Source organism: Aeromicrobium phragmitis (assembly GCF_003674095.1).
Taxonomy (GTDB): domain Bacteria; phylum Actinomycetota; class Actinomycetes; order Propionibacteriales; family Nocardioidaceae; genus Aeromicrobium; species Aeromicrobium phragmitis.
The window spans coordinates 307,712-321,901 of the sequence record NZ_RDBF01000003.1 but is presented as its reverse complement, the minus strand read 5'-3'; the positions used below and the strand labels follow the sequence as shown (position 1 = coordinate 321,901).

Sequence of the window (14,190 nt, the reverse complement as noted above, 5' to 3'; positions counted from 1 at the left end):
TCAGTGGTAGTACACGGCAACCGGGCGGTCGCGGTGCTCGATCACGTCGACCGGAGTGCCGAAGACCTCGGTCAACACGTACGGCGTGATGACCTCCCGCGCCGGACCGACGTGGGCGATCCGGCCGTCGACCATCGCGACCACCAGGTCAGCGTAGGCCGCCGCGAAGTTCACGTCGTGCACCACCACCACGACGGTCCGCCCGAGCTCGTCGGCCGCGCGTCGCAGTTGGCGCATCATCGTCACGGCGTGCCGCATGTCGAGATTGTTCAGCGGCTCGTCGAGCAGGACGTAGTCGGTCTGCTGGGCGAGCACCATGGCGACATAGGCGCGCTGGCGCTGCCCGCCGGACAGCTCGTCGAGGAAGCGATCCTGCAGGGGCGTCAGGTCCAGGAACTCCAGGGCCAGGTCGACCGCCTCGACGTCGTCGGGGCGCATCCGTCCCCGCGAGTGCGGGAACCGCCCCAGGCCCACGAGCTGGCGGACCGTCAGTCGCGCGACGAAGTGGTTCTCCTGGCGCAAGATCGCGAGCTTCTTGGCGAGCTCGCGCGAGTCCGCGGTGACGACGTCGAGGTCTCCGACCTCGACCCGGCCAGAATCGCCGGACAGCAGCCGCCCGATGATCGTCAGCATCGTGGACTTTCCGGCCCCGTTGGGGCCGATGAGCGCGGTCACCCCGCCGCGCGGGATCTCGAGGTCGACCGGCCCCAGGGCGTGCACGCTGCCGTAGCGCTTCGTGAGGTTCGAGACGGTGATCATCGCAGACCCTTCCGCAGGAGGTAGCCGAGGAACACCAGGCCACCGACCAGTTCGATGATGACGTTGATGAGACCGGCCGCGTAGAACAGGTGACGCAGGATGAAGTAGGCGATCAGCAGCGTCGAGGCGCCCACGGCGGCGGCCATCGGCAGCGTGCGGGTGTGCTCGCTGGAGCCGACGATCTGGTAGGTGAGCAACGCCACGACGAACCCGAGGAACGTCATCGGCCCGACGAGCGAGGTCGAGACCGAGATGAGCACCGCGACCAGGACGAGGGCGATGACGACTTCGCGCCGGTAAGCGACGCCCAGGCTGATGGCCGTCTCGCGGCCCAGCGACACGACGTCGAGGACGTGCCGACGGCGCCACAGGATCGCGCCGACGATGACGCAGACGAGGGCGCCCCACGGCAGGTACGCCACGTTGGAGACGCTGATGTGGCCGAACAGTCGGGCCGTGAGGATGTCGAACTCGCTGGGTGTGAGGAGTCGCTGCATGAACGTCGACAGCGAACTGAATCCCATGCCGAGTACGACGCCCACGAGCAGCAGGACGTGCAGGCTCGCGTGCGTCCCGGAGAACAGCCATCCGTAGAGCAGCGTCGCGAACGCGACCATGAGGACGCTCTGCACCACGACTTTGAGGAGGCCGTCGCTGGCTGCCACCGCTCCCGCGCCGAAGAAGAAGACGAGCCCGGTCTGGATCACCCGGTAGAGCGCGTCGAACCCGAGGATCGAGGGCGTGAGGATCCGGTTGTTGGTCACGGCGTGGAACACCACGGTGCCGACGCCGTGACAGAAGGCCACGATGAGGATCGTGCCGACCGACACCATCCGCGATTCGACGATCGTCCAGTAGCCCCGGCTGCCGGCGGGGGCCGGGTTGCCGTAGAACAGGATGGCGACCGCCGCCAGGATGGCGAGGACGCTGATGCCGATCAAACGGGCACGGTAGCTCGACCGCACCCGCGAGGTCTCCTCGGACGATGGTGCCGAGGCACGTACGCTCACGTCAGCCATGGCGCCGCAATCGCAGGACGAGGGCGATGAAGCCGGCGGCGCCGAGGACGCCGAGGATCACCGAGGCGGGCACCTCGAACGGCATCCGGATCGTGCGGCCGATCAGATCGCTCGCGGTCACGATGGCCACTCCTCCCAAGCACACCCACGGCAGGTTGGAGCGCAGGTCGTCGCCGCGCAGCAGCGAGACGACGTTCGGCACGATGAGCCCGATGAAGGGCAAGAACCCCACGACCACGGTGGTGACGCCGGTGGCGACCGAGACCATCAACGTGCCGACGAGCAGTACCCGCTCGTAGTTGAGGCCGACGTTCGTCGACACGTCCTTGCCCAGACCGGCGACCGTCAGGCGGTCGGCCAGCAGGAAGATCGCAACGCAGACGGCCGCGACCACCCACAGCACCTCGTACTGTCCGCGCACCACGCTGGTGAAGCTGCCCATGAACCACGTTCCGAGCATCTGCAGGTAGTTGGTGGAGATGGCGATCAGCGTCGTCAGGGCACTGACGACGGCGCCCAGCATGATCCCCACGATCGGGACGATCAGCGTCGTCCGCAGCTGTACCCGCCGCAGGATCGCCATGAAGACCATCGTCCCGACGAACGCCGAGACGCTCGCGATGATCATGCGCTCGGTGAGACCGGCCGACGGCAGGAGGATCACCGAGATCAACAGCCCGAGCGCCGCCCACTCGCTCGTTCCGGTCGTGGTCGGCTCCACGAAGCGGTTCTGGGTGAGCTGCTGCAACACCTGACCGCTCACCGCCATGGCGCTGCCGGCGAGCACCAACGCGATGGTGCGCGGTACGCGGGTGATCTGGAACATCTCGCCGCCGCCCTCGGCGCCGAGGTCGTAGACCCCGACGAACAGCGAGAGCACGACAAGGCTCGCCGTGATCACGGCGAGCGTCGAGAGTCCACCGGACCGCCGCCACCAGCTCGTCGAGCTGGTGGCGGCGGCGGGTGAGGTCGTCACCACGAAGGGGTCGTCGCTCAGGCGGACGCGGAGAACGCTTCGGCGATCTGCTCGTACAGCGACGTGTACGCCTGGATGTCCTCGGTGAGGTAGAAGTTCGGGTCGAGGTAGACGACCTGGTCCTCGGTCACCGCGGTCACGGACGCGAGCGCCTGAGAGCCGCTGATCAACTCCTCGGCCGGGCGGTACTCCCCTTCGCCGACACCGGCGCCGTCGCGGTCGAGCACGACGATCCAGTCGGGATTGGCCGCGGCGATGGCCTCGACGCTGATGTCGTCACCGTGCGAAACGTCGTCGGCCTGCTGCTCGATCGCGGGAACCAACTCCAGCGTCGGGTAGAGGACGCCGATGCTGCGGCCGGTGACCGGCGCGCTGTAGCTGATCTCGCCACCGGAGGTGATGAGCCCGACGACGGTGTCCTCGCCGTTGTACGCCTCCTTGGCCGCCGACACGGCGTCGTCGTACTCGGCGATGATCTCCTCGGCGTCGTCCTCGCGACCGAAGATCTCGCCGAGGATCTCCACCTGACGCTTGAGTTCGGAGGCATGGTCCTCGCCCTGCCGCGGCTCGATCTCGATGACGACGGCGTCCGGGTTCTGCGCCTTGATCTCGTCGTAGGAGTCACTGAAGCGGTAGCCACCGATGATCAGGTCCGGCTCGGCGGCCACGATCGACTCCAGGTTGGGCTCGCGGTGCGACCCCACGTCGAGGATCTCGTCGTCCTCGGTGTACTCGGGCCACAGGCCCTTGCCCATGATCGCCTTCGGTGCCGCAACGAGCGGGACGTCCCACTCCGACAGCGTCTCGAAGACGTGATTGTCCAGCGCGACGACACGCTCGGGGTTGACGGGCACCTCGACGCTGCCGTGGTTGTCCTCGATCGTGACCGTCTCGGTCGAGGCGGCCGACGCGTCCTCATCCCCGCCCGAAGCGCCGCCACCGCAGGCCGCGAGGACGAGAGCGAGCGCACCGGCGCCGAGAGAGGCCGTGAGACGGCGAACGGGGACAGACATCAAGGTTCTCCTCAGGTCGTAACAGAACGACAGCGCGGGGCTGGAAGGTGCCAGCCGCTGCGCCGCTTAGGAGATCCTTACAAAGGAGAGCCTTACCTGGCAAGGGCGGCGTCCGCCGGAGCGTCGTGATCCATCTCACCTTGCCGGGTGCCCGCGCTCCATCCCCCGCCAGATCACCTCGAACGCCTCCCGACACCGGCGAATCGCCTCCGGATCGTCGAAGCTGCACCCCCGGACGACCGACTGATAATAGAAGACGCCGTTGATGGCATCGATGCAGGACTCCAGATCAAGGTCGTCGCGCAACATCCCTCGGTCCACCGCCGTCCGCAGCGCCTCGACCATCGCCTCCCGGCGCCGACGCACGTGCGACGTCCAGTACGCGCGTTGCAGCTCCGGGTTGGCCATCACCAGCGCGAGCCGCGTGCGAAAGCGGCGTTCGCTGTACCCCACACCGCGGACAGCGGCGAGGTCGCCGAACATGACCGCGACGATCGCCTCCTTGACGTCTCCCGAAAGGTCGAGCGTGATGTTCGCGCGCCCGCGATCGAGGGCCGCGGCGATCAAGTCCGTCATTCGCGGCCATCGCCGATAGAGCGCCGCGCGAGAGACCCCGCTCGCCTCCACAACGGCATTCACCGTCACCGGCTCGTCACGGTCGATCAGTCCGAGCACCGCCTCGAGGATCCGTTCGTCGTGGCCCTCGGTCCGCGGGCGGCCAGGCGCGTCCCGCTTCGCGCCGAGCATCGACGTCATGCGCCCAGGGCGCGGCCGCGCAGGCGCTGCACCAGGTCGTCGGTCAGGCCGGCGGCACGCAAGGGCCGGAGCGGATCGCCATAGGTCGCCGTCAGGTGGTCGAGCAGCCCGCGCATCGGTCGCGGTGAGAACTCCTGGCGTACGGCGGCGCGAGCGGCCCAATCCAGGTCGAGGCCCAGACGGTCCATGATCGGGGCGATCACCTGTCGGGTGCGCCCGACGATCGCGTCGCTGTTGTCCCCGGTCGCGACGTAGTCGGCGACGATCTCGTCGTCGTGCGCTCCCAATGTCAGCAGCAGCGATGCCGCCAGGACGCCCGTACGGTCCTGCCCGGCCGCGCAGTGGAAGGCCGTGGCGCCGGGCGCGTACGCGATGATCGACAGCGCCGTCACGATCTGCGGAGCCGCGCTCTCGAACATCCGGATGTACATCGGCTCGAACGTCGATTGGTCCAGCATCGCCGCGGAGTCGCCCGCGGTCCGCGCCGCCGCGCCGATGCTCGCCAGGAACGGCACGTGGTGGTAGGACACCTGCTGCCGGCCCAGCGGACCACGTCCGGTGACGGCGACCTCGTCGGCCGACCGCAGATCGATGATCGCCGTCAGACCGTCGTCGACCAACCGTTGGGCCGACGCCGGATCGGCCAGGGAGAGGTCGTCGGCGCGCAGTGCGAAACCCGCGCGCACCGCGCCACCGGGGATGGCGATCCCACCCAGGTCACGCAGGTTCGCCGGCGGCGACAGCGTCAGCTCGGGAGCGGCGTCGATGAGTGTCATGTGATCTTCCTTCGGATGATGGCACTGGCCTGGTCGATGATCGTGACGAGCACGACGATGCAGATGACCATGGCGCACAGGTGCCCGTACTCGTAGCGGTTCATGGCGGTCGTGAGTTCGAGGCCGATGCCTCCGGCCCCCACGAGGCCGAGGATGGTCGCCCCGCGCACGTTGCCCTCGAACAGCAACAAGGTGTAGCTCGTCAGCATCGGCAGCGCTTGGGGCACGATGCCGTACTGGATCACCTGGCGCTTCGAGGCACCAACGGCCTCCATCGCGACGATCGGCCCGCGGTCCACGGCTTCCATCGCCTCGGCGAAGACTTTGCCGATCGATCCGATCGATCCGACGGTCATGGCCAGGATGCCCGCGAACGGCCCCAGGCCCACCGCGGAGACGAACATCAGCGCGATGACGAGGTCGGGAAGCGAGCGGATGACGTTCATCGTCCAACGGCACGGGTAGTACAGCCAGCGCGGTGCGATGGTGCTCGCGGCGCCGAAGGCCATGATCAGCGAGAGGATCGCGCCGAGCGCCGTGCCGACGATCGCCATCTGCAGCGTCTCGATCAGCAGTTCGACGATGAGCCCGAACTTCGAGAAGTCCGGCGGGAACAGCCGGGTGAGGAACTCGCCCATGTGCGATGCGCCCTCCCCCAGCTTCAGGAAGTCGAACTGCGCGCCGTTCGCCGACCAGATGAACAGGGCGACGGCAGCGCCGACGCCGAGCAGGAACCGCGAGCGGGGCACGCTGAACGCCCGTTCGAGCCGCTCGCGCTCACGCGGGTCGAGCTGCGTCGCGGTGGCGTCGGCTCGCGATGACTGACCGACCGGGGCACCGTCCTTGACGGTCGTCATCCCTCGTCCTCCTCGTCCTCGATGTCGTAGACCGGGGCGAGCGACGAGGCGTCGAGTTCCGCCGTGCGGCCTTCGACCAGCGTTCTTCCGTGCCGCAGCCCGACGATGCGATCAGAGTGTTCGAGCGCGAGCGGGAGCACGTGCAGGCTCACCAGCACCGGGATCCCTTCTTCGCGCGCGATCGACCGCAGAAGCTGCAGCACGACGCGGCTCATCTTGGGGTCGAGCGAGGCGACCGGCTCATCGGCGAGGATGAGCCGCGGGTTCTGCATGAGCGCGCGGGCGATCGCCACCCGTTGCTGCTGGCCGCCGGAGAGGGAGCGCGCCTCCTCGTTCGCCTTGTGCCCGATCCCCACCCGGTCGAGCAGCTCCAGGGCCCGGCGCCGCTCTCCGGCGCGGAAGGTGCCGAGGAGGTTGACCGGACCGGCGTGGTGCAGCGAGCCGGTGAGCACGTTGGTCAGGACCGAGAGTCGCCCGATGAGATTGAACTGCTGGAAGACCTGACCGACCTGAGCGCGCAGTGCGCGCAGCTCCCGCGGACGCAGACCCGCGACGTCGACGTCACCGGCGCGGACGGTGCCGGAGGTGATCGGCGCGAATCCGGTGAGGCTCTTCATCAGGGTGGACTTTCCCGACCCGGAGGCGCCGAGCAGTGCCACCATCTCACCGCGGTGGATGTCCAGATCCACCCCATCGAGCACGAGCGGCGCATCGGGCGCGTACCGCACCCGCAGATCACGAATCCGCACGTGCGCGTCCTCGTCCCGCGGTGCCGCCACGGGCGAAGCCGTGCCGGTGGGTGCCGGATTGGCGACGACACTCATCTTTCGTTCCCTTCTCGTCGCACCGCTGTCAGCCGAGATCGGAGATGTCGACGTCGGCGATCGCAGCGATGTCGACGAACGGCTGGAAGACCTCGTCCGCGGGTTCGACGATCGGTTGGATTCCGCTGGCCATGCCCTCGCCGTAGGGCCCCAACCGGTCCTTGTTCTTCTCCGAGAACACCCTCGGCAGCGCCTCCAGCAGGGCTTGACGCTTCTCCTCGCTCATCTCGGGATTCGCGAGAACCGACGTCGAGACGGGCATGGCGATGCTCTCGCCGAGTGAGCGGGTCTCACCCTCCTCGAACGGGAACATGGGATCGCCCTTACCCGCCAGGCCCTGGAAGAAGGTCGCAGTACAGGCCACGTCGGCCTGACCGTTCTGTAACGCGAGGAAACTGCGGTCGTGTCCGCCGGAGATGAGCGATTCGAAGTCCTCGTCCATCGTGAGCCCGGCTTCGTGAAGCATGTGGACGGGCATGAAGTAGCCCGAGCTCGACGCGGGGTCGGCGAAGGCGATCGTGGTGTCGGGCGTGATGTCCTCGAGCGACTGGAGCGGTGAGTCGTCGAGCACGAGACACGTCGAGACGGGGTCGTCGCTGCCCGGCCAGGCGACCAGCGATTCGACCTCACCGGTGTTGACCGCCAGCGCTGAGGGGAAACCGCTCATGATCCCGATGTCCTCGTGGCCGGCGCGAATGGCCTCGATCACGGCGGAGTAGTTCGGCACGTCGGTGATCTCCACCTGGTAGCCGGTCTCGGCTTCAAGCAGTTCGGCGATCGCCTCGACGGGAGCCGCGGCGTTCGGATCATCGGTCAACGGCAGGGTTGCGAAGCGGATGACGTCGTCATCGCCCGCATTCGATTCACTCGCGTCGGAGGCGCAGCCGGTCATCAGCAGGGCGGAAGCAGTCGCGAGGACGGCGAACGCCGGGCGAACGGGGAGTCGCATGGGATGCCTTTCAGTTGGAAGCGAGGAACGCGCTCGCGCTCCTTCCCCTCCGCGGGGACAACACCATCCGACCGAGCTCAAGCGACCGGAAATTACGAGACTGGCGATACGAGAACGGAAGGCTCGGTGAACGGCAGGCAAAGCAAAAGGCCGGACCCACAGGGGTCCGGCCTTCTGGCGGTGAGTGGAGCTGCCGGGAATCGAACCCGGGTCCTCTGGCGCTGAATCAGGACTTCTCCGGGTGCAGTCCGTCTGTCGCTTTTCTCAGCCCCGGTGCTCGGACGGACGCGTCACCGACAGGCTCAGCCGTACAAAAGTCCCGATCACGCCCTACGGCAAGGCGTGACCAGCAAGTCCCCTTGATGAGACAGACGATCCGGGACGGGGACGCTCCCGGGTCTGCCCTTCACCAGTCGCTGTCAGGCAGCGAGGGCGAAGTCAGTGCGCTTGGATTCGGCACTTATGGGTTTGCAACGAACGTTTGAGAGATGACGTTGCCTTCTCTACCCGCTTCTCCTGATCCGAACGACCACAGTCGAAACCGATCAGCCCCTCTGGAATTGTCAATCACCGGCGAACCGGCTCTCACCAGTCTACAACCACGTAGGTCCCTACCCTATTCCACGGCGGGGACGACATCGAACAGTCGCGCGCCGTTGTGCCAGAGCACGCCGCGCAGCCAGTCATCACCGAGGCCGAGGCGCTGCAGCACCTCGATCTGGTGGGCGTACACGTACGGGATGTTGGGGAAGTCGGTGCCGAACACGATCCGGTCGCAAAGGTGCGCCAACCGCTCGGGAACGCCCTCGGGGATCGTGTGATCGTCGAGGAAGTCCACGAACGCCATGGTGGTGTCGAGGTGCACGTTCTCGTACCGCTCGGCGAGGTCGAGGAACTCGTGCACCTCCGGCATTCCCAGGTGCGCGACGATGAGCGCGAGCCGCGGATGCCGCGCCAGCACGTCCGCCACCCCTTGCGGGCCGGTGTGGGTTCCTGGGGCCGGCCCCGAACCCGCGTGCAGCACCACGGGGACGCCGGATTCCTCGATAGCGGCCCACACCGGGTCGAGGAGCGGATCGTCGGCGGCGAAGTCTCCGACCTGCAGGTGCGCCTTGAAGACCCGAACGCCCTCGTCGATCAGCGCGGGAACGTAGTCGGCGGCCTCCGGCTCGGGATAGAACGTGCCCGACCACAGGCTGTCGGGCACCCGCTGAGCGAAGTCGCGGTTCCAGTCGTTCATGAACGTCGCCACGCCCGGCTTGTGGGCGTACGACAGCGCCGAGAACGCCGTGACGCCCATCGACCGCAGGTGCGCGACGCGCTCCTCATCACTCCAGCGGTACGTGATCGGCCAGGGGCGCCCGAGCAGTGGTCCGGCGGCATCGAAGTAGGCCCAGACCTTGCGCAGCACCTGCGGCGCCATGAAGTGCACGTGCACGTCGACGATGCCGGGAATCCCCAGGTCGTCCAGCAGCATCGGGACGTCCTCGTCGCGCAGCATCACATGCCCTTGAAGCGACGGCCCATCTCGCGCTCGACGTCGCGCTTGGCCTGGCGCTCGGCGATGGCGTGCCGCTTGTCGAACTCCTTCTTGCCGCGCGCCAACGCGATCTCGACCTTGGCCCGGCCGTCCTTGAAGTAGAGCGAGAGCGGTACCAGCGTCAGGCCCTTGGCCTGCGTGCGCTGGTCGATCTTCTCGATCTCGGACCGGTGCAACAGCATCTTGCGCTTGCGCCGCGTCTCGTGGTTGGTCCACGTGCCGTTGTCGTAGTGCGGGATGTGGGCCTGCAGCAACCACGCCTCGCCGTTGTCGATCTCGCCGAAGCTGTCGACGAGTGAGGCGCGCCCGGCGCGCAGCGACTTGACCTCGGTACCCGTGAGCACGAGGCCCGCCTCGAAGGTGTCCTCGATGTGGTAGTCGTGACGTGCCTTCTTGTTCTGCGCGATCAGCTTGCGACCGGTCTCCTTGGCCATACGTCCATTGTCTCAGAGCCAACCCATCGGGTTCACCGTCTGGCCGTTCTGCAGCACCATGAAGTGCAGATGGCACCCGGTGGAGTAGCCGGTGGTACCGACGTAGCCGATGACATCGCCGCGGTTGACGTACTGCCCCGGGCTCACCGCCCAGCTCGACAGGTGGTTGTACGTCGTGATGATGCTGGCACCACGCATGACGCCGTGGTTGATGATGACGCGGTTGCCGTAGCCGCCGTTGTAGTAGCGCTCGATCACGGTGCCGGAGGCCGCTGCCCGGATCGGCGAGCCGCAGGTGGCTCCGGGGCCGGCGAAGTCGGTGCCGTCGTGCAGCTTGTACACGCCGGTCACCGGATGCACGCGCATTCCGTACGGCGAGCTGATGTATCCGCCGACGGGGCGGCTGAGGCTGCTGCCGTTGCTGCTTCCGCCGCCACCACCGCCGCCTCCGCCGCCTCCGCCGCCGGCGTTGGCGGCCTCGCGCGCCTTGCGGAGTTCTTCGGCGACGATCGCGTCGAGGCGGTTCTGCAGCGCGGCGCGTTCTGCTTCGAGCGAGGCGAGGAGACGCTGGTCCTCGGCCCGGGCGGCGTTCGCCTCGGCTTGGGCGGCCTGGCGAGTGCCGACGAGTTCGGAGACCTCGGCCGCCTGGGCCTCGGCCTGCGCCGTGAGCTCCTGCATGCGCGCGACGTTGGCCTCGGCCTCCTTCTTCTGGGCCGCGACCTGGTCGCGCAGCTTCTCGACGCGCTGCCGCTCCAGTTCGAGCATCACCCGGGAGGCGTCGAGCTCCTGCATCTTGGCGACCTGCGCGTCGCCGATCGAGCCGTTGATCTGCACGCGCTCGGAGAACAGGTTCGGATCCTCGCCTTGCAGCAGACCACCGAAGGCGCGCAAGCCCTGGTCGCCCTGCATGACGCTGTCCACGGCGAACTGCTCGATCTCGGCTTCGGAGGCGGCGAGGTCGCGCTCGGCCTTGGCGACGCGTTCCTCGGCAGCATCGAGCTCCGCTTCGGCCTTGGCCAGCTCCTCACGCAGCTCCGCGTCGCGGGCCTGGGCGACGGCCAGCTCGCCGCGGGTCTGGCCGAGGACCGTCTCGGCCTCACGCAGCCGCGCATTCGCGGCGTTCAGGGCGGCGTTGGCCTCCTGGAAACGCGCGGTGGAGTGCTCCAGTTCGCGCTGCGCCTGCTGACGCTTCTCGTCGATTTGTCCTTGCTGACGACGGATGTCGTCTTTGGAGTCGGCAAAGGCCGACGGCGCTGCGAACCCGGCCAGCAGGCCGAGCATGAGCAACACCGCCAGCAGAGGTTTACGTGCTGACGCGAGCATCGTCCAGACATCCTCGATCCGGGGAAGGTCCCACGGGCGTGGGACGGAATCGAACTTGTGTGACTGGTGTGACTCTACGTCATGCTCGCGCCCAGATGACCAGGACGCGCGGAAAACCTTCGATCAGACGTTGAGGTATTTACGCGTCATGACCAGCGTCGGGATGAGGGCGAGGACGATGGACAGCGCCGTGGTCCAGCCCATGACGACGAACGCGTCCTGCCATCGCACCCACGTGGTGATCGTGCCGAGCGTGTCGCGCAGATAGCCGTACACGACGAAGTGCATGAACGCTGCCAGGCCGCTCGCCGCGAGCGCCGCGGAGACGAGCGCCGCGACCAGCGATTCCAGCACGAACGGCAGCTGAATATGCCAGCTCGACGCACCGACCAGACGCATGATGCCGATCTCGCGGCGCCGCGCGAAGGCCGTCATGCGGATGGTGTTGGACACCTGCAAGATGGCGGCGACGATGAGCAGCAACGCGGTGCCGAGCGACGCCCACTGCAGCTTGTCGAGCATCTCGAACAACGGGCCGAGCAGCTCGCGGAGCGAGTTCACGTTGCCGACGCCGTCCATGCCGGACACCTGACTGACCACGCCGTCGAAGTCCTGCGGGTCGTTGAGCGTGACGAAGTAGGACTCCGGGAACGAGTCCGGGCCCAGCGTCTCGAGCTGCTTGCGTCCGGTGTCGGTCTGGCCGAGGAGGGCGCGCGCCTGTTCGAAGTTGTCCTGCGGGGACCGTACGGAGAAGCTCTTGACCTCGGGGTTGGAGCGAAGGGCGTCCTGGACTGCTTGCTTCTGCTCGTCCGTGGCCACTCCCCCGACACACGTGGCGGCGGGCGAGTTCTTGGTGCACAGGTTGACCTGCAACTGCAGGCGGTCGCCGAAGTAGCGCTCGGTGCGGTCGGCCTGGGCCTGGATCAGCAGGCCGAGGGACGCCAGCATCAACGAGACGGACATCGTGACGACGAGGGAGATCGTCATCGAGGTGTTGCGCGACAGGCTCGCGCGAAGTTCAGAGAGGATCGCTCGCATGGGTCTCAGTTCTGGTAGCCGTAGATGCCGCGGGCTTCGTCGCGCACGAGGCGGCCCTCGTTGAGCTCGATGACGCGCTTGCGCATCTGGTCGACGATCGAGGAGTCGTGGGTCGCCATGATGACGGTGGTGTCGGTCCGGTTGATCCGGTCGAGCAGTTTCATGATGCCGACGCTCGTGGTGGGGTCCAGGTTGCCGGTGGGCTCGTCCGCGATGAGGATCTTCGGCCGATTGACGAAGGCGCGGGCGATCGCGACGCGCTGCTGCTCACCACCGGACAGTTCCTCGGGCATACGGTGGCCCTTGCCCTCGAGGCCGACCATCTCGAGCGTCTCGGGAACGAGCTGGTCGATCTCCTGGCGCGACTTGCCGATGACCTGGAGCGCGAAGGCGACGTTCTCGGTGACCGACTTGTTCGGCAGCAGCCGGAAGTCCTGGAACACCGTGCCGATCTCGCGGCGGAGCTTGGGCACCTTCCACGACGACAGCTTGTTGATCTCCTTGCCGGCGACGTAGACGTTGCCGGTGCTGGGACGCGTCTCGCGGAGGATGAGTCGCAAGAAGGTGGACTTGCCCGAACCGGAGGCACCGACGAGGAAGACGAACTCGCCCTTGGTGACCTCGAGGTCGATCTCGTCGAGGGCCGCGCGCTTCTGCCCGGGGTAGGTCTTGCTGACCTTGTCGAAGCGAATCACTCGAACGAGTGTAGGCGCGGCACCTGAGAAAACGCGGGAGGCCCGACGGGTCAGTTCAGGGACTGGCCGCGCCGCCAGCGGATGCCGGCCTCGATGAAGTCGTCGATCTCGCCGTCGAGCACGGCCTGCGTGTTGCCGGTCTCGTGCTCGGTGCGCAGGTCCTTGACCATCTGGTACGGGTTGAGCACGTAGTTGCGCATCTGATCGCCCCAGGACGCCTGGACGTCGCCGCGCAGCTCGTCGAGCTGGGCGCGCTCCTCGGCCTTCTTGAGCGCCAGCAGTTTCGCCTTGAGGATGACCATGGCGCTGGCCTTGTTCTGCAGCTGACTCTTCTCGTTCTGGCAGCTGACGACGACGCCGGTCGGGATATGGGTCAACCGCACCGCCGAGTCGGTGGTGTTGACGCTCTGACCGCCCGGGCCGCTGGAGCGGTAGACGTCGACGCGGATCTCCTCGTCGGGGATGTCGATCTCGTCGGTCTCCTCGAGCACCGGAACGACCTCGACCGCCGCGAACGACGTCTGCCGGCGGCCCTGGTTGTCGAACGGCGAGATGCGCACGAGCCGGTGGGTGCCGGACTCGACCGAGAGCGTGCCGTAGGCGTAGGGGGCCTTGACCGCGAACGTGGTGGACTTGAGGCCCGCTTCCTCGGCGTAGGACGTGTCGTAGACCTCGACCGGGTACTCGTGACGCTCGGCCCAGCGGATGTACATGCGCTGGAGCATCTCGGCGAAGTCCGCGGCGTCGACGCCGCCGGCGCCGGAGCGGATCGTCACGAGCGCCTCGCGCTCGTCGAACTCGCCGGACAGCAACGTGCGGACCTCGAGGCTTTCGATCGATGTGGCGAGCCGGTTGATCTCGGCCTCGGCCTCGGCGCGGGAGTCCTCGTCGCCTTCCTCGGCGGCGAGTTCGAGCAGGACCTCGACGTCGTCGAGCCGCTGACGCAGGCTCGTCGCCCGCTCGAGCTCGGCCTGCAGGGCGGAGAGCCGGCCGGTGACGCGCTGGGCGTTGGCCTGGTCGTCCCACAGGTCGGGGGCGCCCACCTGCTCCTGCAGGTCGGCGATCTCCGCGCGGAGCTTGTCGAGGTCGAGCACCTTCTCGATCGACGTCAGCGTCGCGTCGAGGTGCTTGAGGCGTTCGGACAGGTCAGGTAATGCCACCCTCGAAGGTTATCGCCCCAACCCGAGCCCCCTCCCCCCGCAGCCGCGGATTACCAGGTTCCGTAGGTATT

The 14,190-nt window shown here is 67.5% G+C and carries 15 protein-coding genes and 1 other RNA gene; all 16 read right to left on the bottom strand.

Annotated elements, in window-relative coordinates:
- The 16 genes from D9V41_RS06300 to prfB all read right to left on the bottom strand — a co-directional run bounded on the left by D9V41_RS06300 (position 1) and on the right by prfB (position 14,119).
- Positions 1-759 carry an iron ABC transporter ATP-binding protein gene (locus D9V41_RS06300; RefSeq protein WP_121793675.1) on the bottom strand — a complete coding sequence of 253 codons (759 nt, stop codon included), beginning with the start codon at positions 757-759 and terminating at the stop codon, positions 1-3.
- Positions 756-1,700 carry an iron chelate uptake ABC transporter family permease subunit gene (locus tag D9V41_RS06295; protein ID WP_208006761.1) on the bottom strand — a complete coding sequence of 315 codons (945 nt, stop codon included), beginning with the start codon at positions 1,698-1,700 and terminating at the stop codon, positions 756-758. The genes D9V41_RS06300 and D9V41_RS06295 overlap by 4 nt, the downstream gene beginning before the upstream one ends.
- A gap of 70 nt (positions 1,701-1,770) precedes the next feature.
- Positions 1,771-2,757, bottom strand: coding sequence for an ABC transporter permease (locus tag D9V41_RS06290; protein WP_121793673.1), 987 nt, complete (start codon positions 2,755-2,757; stop codon positions 1,771-1,773).
- 14 nt (positions 2,758-2,771) lie between these two features.
- Positions 2,772-3,767, bottom strand: coding sequence for a siderophore ABC transporter substrate-binding protein (locus tag D9V41_RS06285; protein ID WP_121793672.1), 996 nt, complete (start codon positions 3,765-3,767; stop codon positions 2,772-2,774).
- A gap of 135 nt (positions 3,768-3,902) precedes the next feature.
- On the bottom strand, positions 3,903-4,523 hold the full coding sequence (locus D9V41_RS06280; protein WP_166375937.1) for a TetR/AcrR family transcriptional regulator: 621 nt from the start codon (positions 4,521-4,523) through the stop codon (positions 3,903-3,905).
- Positions 4,520-5,299, bottom strand: a complete 780-nt coding sequence (locus D9V41_RS06275; protein WP_166375936.1) for a tyrosine-protein phosphatase — start codon at positions 5,297-5,299, stop codon at positions 4,520-4,522. The genes D9V41_RS06280 and D9V41_RS06275 overlap by 4 nt, the downstream gene beginning before the upstream one ends.
- Entirely contained in the window at positions 5,296-6,156 is an 861-nt protein-coding gene (gene phnE / locus D9V41_RS06270) for a phosphonate ABC transporter, permease protein PhnE (protein WP_121793671.1), read from the bottom strand. Before phnE ends, D9V41_RS06275 begins: the two co-directional genes overlap by 4 nt.
- The gene (locus tag D9V41_RS06265; protein ID WP_121793670.1) at positions 6,153-6,980 is read right to left on the bottom strand and encodes a phosphonate ABC transporter ATP-binding protein; all 828 of its coding nucleotides are present in this window, start codon (positions 6,978-6,980) and stop codon (positions 6,153-6,155) included. The genes phnE and D9V41_RS06265 overlap by 4 nt, the downstream gene beginning before the upstream one ends.
- 28 nt (positions 6,981-7,008) lie before the next feature.
- Positions 7,009-7,929: a phosphate/phosphite/phosphonate ABC transporter substrate-binding protein gene (locus D9V41_RS06260; protein WP_121793669.1), complete on the bottom strand. Its 921-nt coding sequence runs from the start codon at positions 7,927-7,929 to the stop codon at positions 7,009-7,011.
- A gap of 182 nt (positions 7,930-8,111) precedes the next feature.
- Positions 8,112-8,482: a transfer-messenger RNA gene (gene ssrA, locus D9V41_RS06255) on the bottom strand.
- Positions 8,483-8,545: 63 nt separating this feature from the next.
- On the bottom strand, positions 8,546-9,430 hold the full coding sequence (locus tag D9V41_RS06250; protein WP_121793668.1) for an amidohydrolase family protein: 885 nt from the start codon (positions 9,428-9,430) through the stop codon (positions 8,546-8,548).
- Complete coding sequence (gene smpB / locus D9V41_RS06245) at positions 9,430-9,903, bottom strand: SsrA-binding protein SmpB (RefSeq protein ID WP_121793667.1); 474 nt, start codon at positions 9,901-9,903, stop codon at positions 9,430-9,432. Before smpB ends, D9V41_RS06250 begins: the two co-directional genes overlap by 1 nt.
- A 12-nt stretch (positions 9,904-9,915) precedes the next feature.
- Positions 9,916-11,226, bottom strand: a complete 1,311-nt coding sequence (locus D9V41_RS06240) for a M23 family metallopeptidase (RefSeq protein WP_121793666.1) — start codon at positions 11,224-11,226, stop codon at positions 9,916-9,918.
- Between the two features lie 123 nt (positions 11,227-11,349).
- Complete coding sequence (ftsX, locus tag D9V41_RS06235; protein ID WP_121793665.1) at positions 11,350-12,264, bottom strand: permease-like cell division protein FtsX; 915 nt, start codon at positions 12,262-12,264, stop codon at positions 11,350-11,352.
- A gap of 5 nt (positions 12,265-12,269) precedes the next feature.
- Complete coding sequence (ftsE, locus tag D9V41_RS06230; RefSeq protein WP_121793664.1) at positions 12,270-12,959, bottom strand: cell division ATP-binding protein FtsE; 690 nt, start codon at positions 12,957-12,959, stop codon at positions 12,270-12,272.
- A gap of 50 nt (positions 12,960-13,009) precedes the next feature.
- Positions 13,010-14,119: a peptide chain release factor 2 gene (gene prfB, locus D9V41_RS06225; protein ID WP_121793663.1), complete on the bottom strand. Its 1,110-nt coding sequence runs from the start codon at positions 14,117-14,119 to the stop codon at positions 13,010-13,012.
- Positions 14,120-14,190 lie beyond the last annotated feature (71 nt).

Excerpts from the sequence above, each read along its gene's own strand:
- D9V41_RS06300 (WP_121793675.1), bottom strand. The coding sequence starts at position 759 with ATGATCACCGTCTCGAACCTCACGAAGCGCTACGGCAGCGTGCACGCC.
- D9V41_RS06285 (WP_121793672.1), bottom strand. The coding sequence starts at position 3,767 with ATGTCTGTCCCCGTTCGCCGTCTCACGGCCTCTCTCGGCGCCGGTGCG.
- D9V41_RS06280 (WP_166375937.1), bottom strand. The coding sequence starts at position 4,523 with ATGACGTCGATGCTCGGCGCGAAGCGGGACGCGCCTGGCCGCCCGCGG.
- D9V41_RS06275 (WP_166375936.1), bottom strand. The coding sequence starts at position 5,299 with ATGACACTCATCGACGCCGCTCCCGAGCTGACGCTGTCGCCGCCGGCG.
- phnE (WP_121793671.1), bottom strand. The coding sequence starts at position 6,156 with ATGACGACCGTCAAGGACGGTGCCCCGGTCGGTCAGTCATCGCGAGCC.
- D9V41_RS06265 (WP_121793670.1), bottom strand. The coding sequence starts at position 6,980 with ATGAGTGTCGTCGCCAATCCGGCACCCACCGGCACGGCTTCGCCCGTG.
- D9V41_RS06260 (WP_121793669.1), bottom strand. The coding sequence starts at position 7,929 with ATGCGACTCCCCGTTCGCCCGGCGTTCGCCGTCCTCGCGACTGCTTCC.
- D9V41_RS06250 (WP_121793668.1), bottom strand. The coding sequence starts at position 9,430 with ATGCTGCGCGACGAGGACGTCCCGATGCTGCTGGACGACCTGGGGATT.
- smpB (WP_121793667.1), bottom strand. The coding sequence starts at position 9,903 with ATGGCCAAGGAGACCGGTCGCAAGCTGATCGCGCAGAACAAGAAGGCA.
- D9V41_RS06240 (WP_121793666.1), bottom strand. The coding sequence starts at position 11,226 with ATGCTCGCGTCAGCACGTAAACCTCTGCTGGCGGTGTTGCTCATGCTC.
- ftsX (WP_121793665.1), bottom strand. The coding sequence starts at position 12,264 with ATGCGAGCGATCCTCTCTGAACTTCGCGCGAGCCTGTCGCGCAACACC.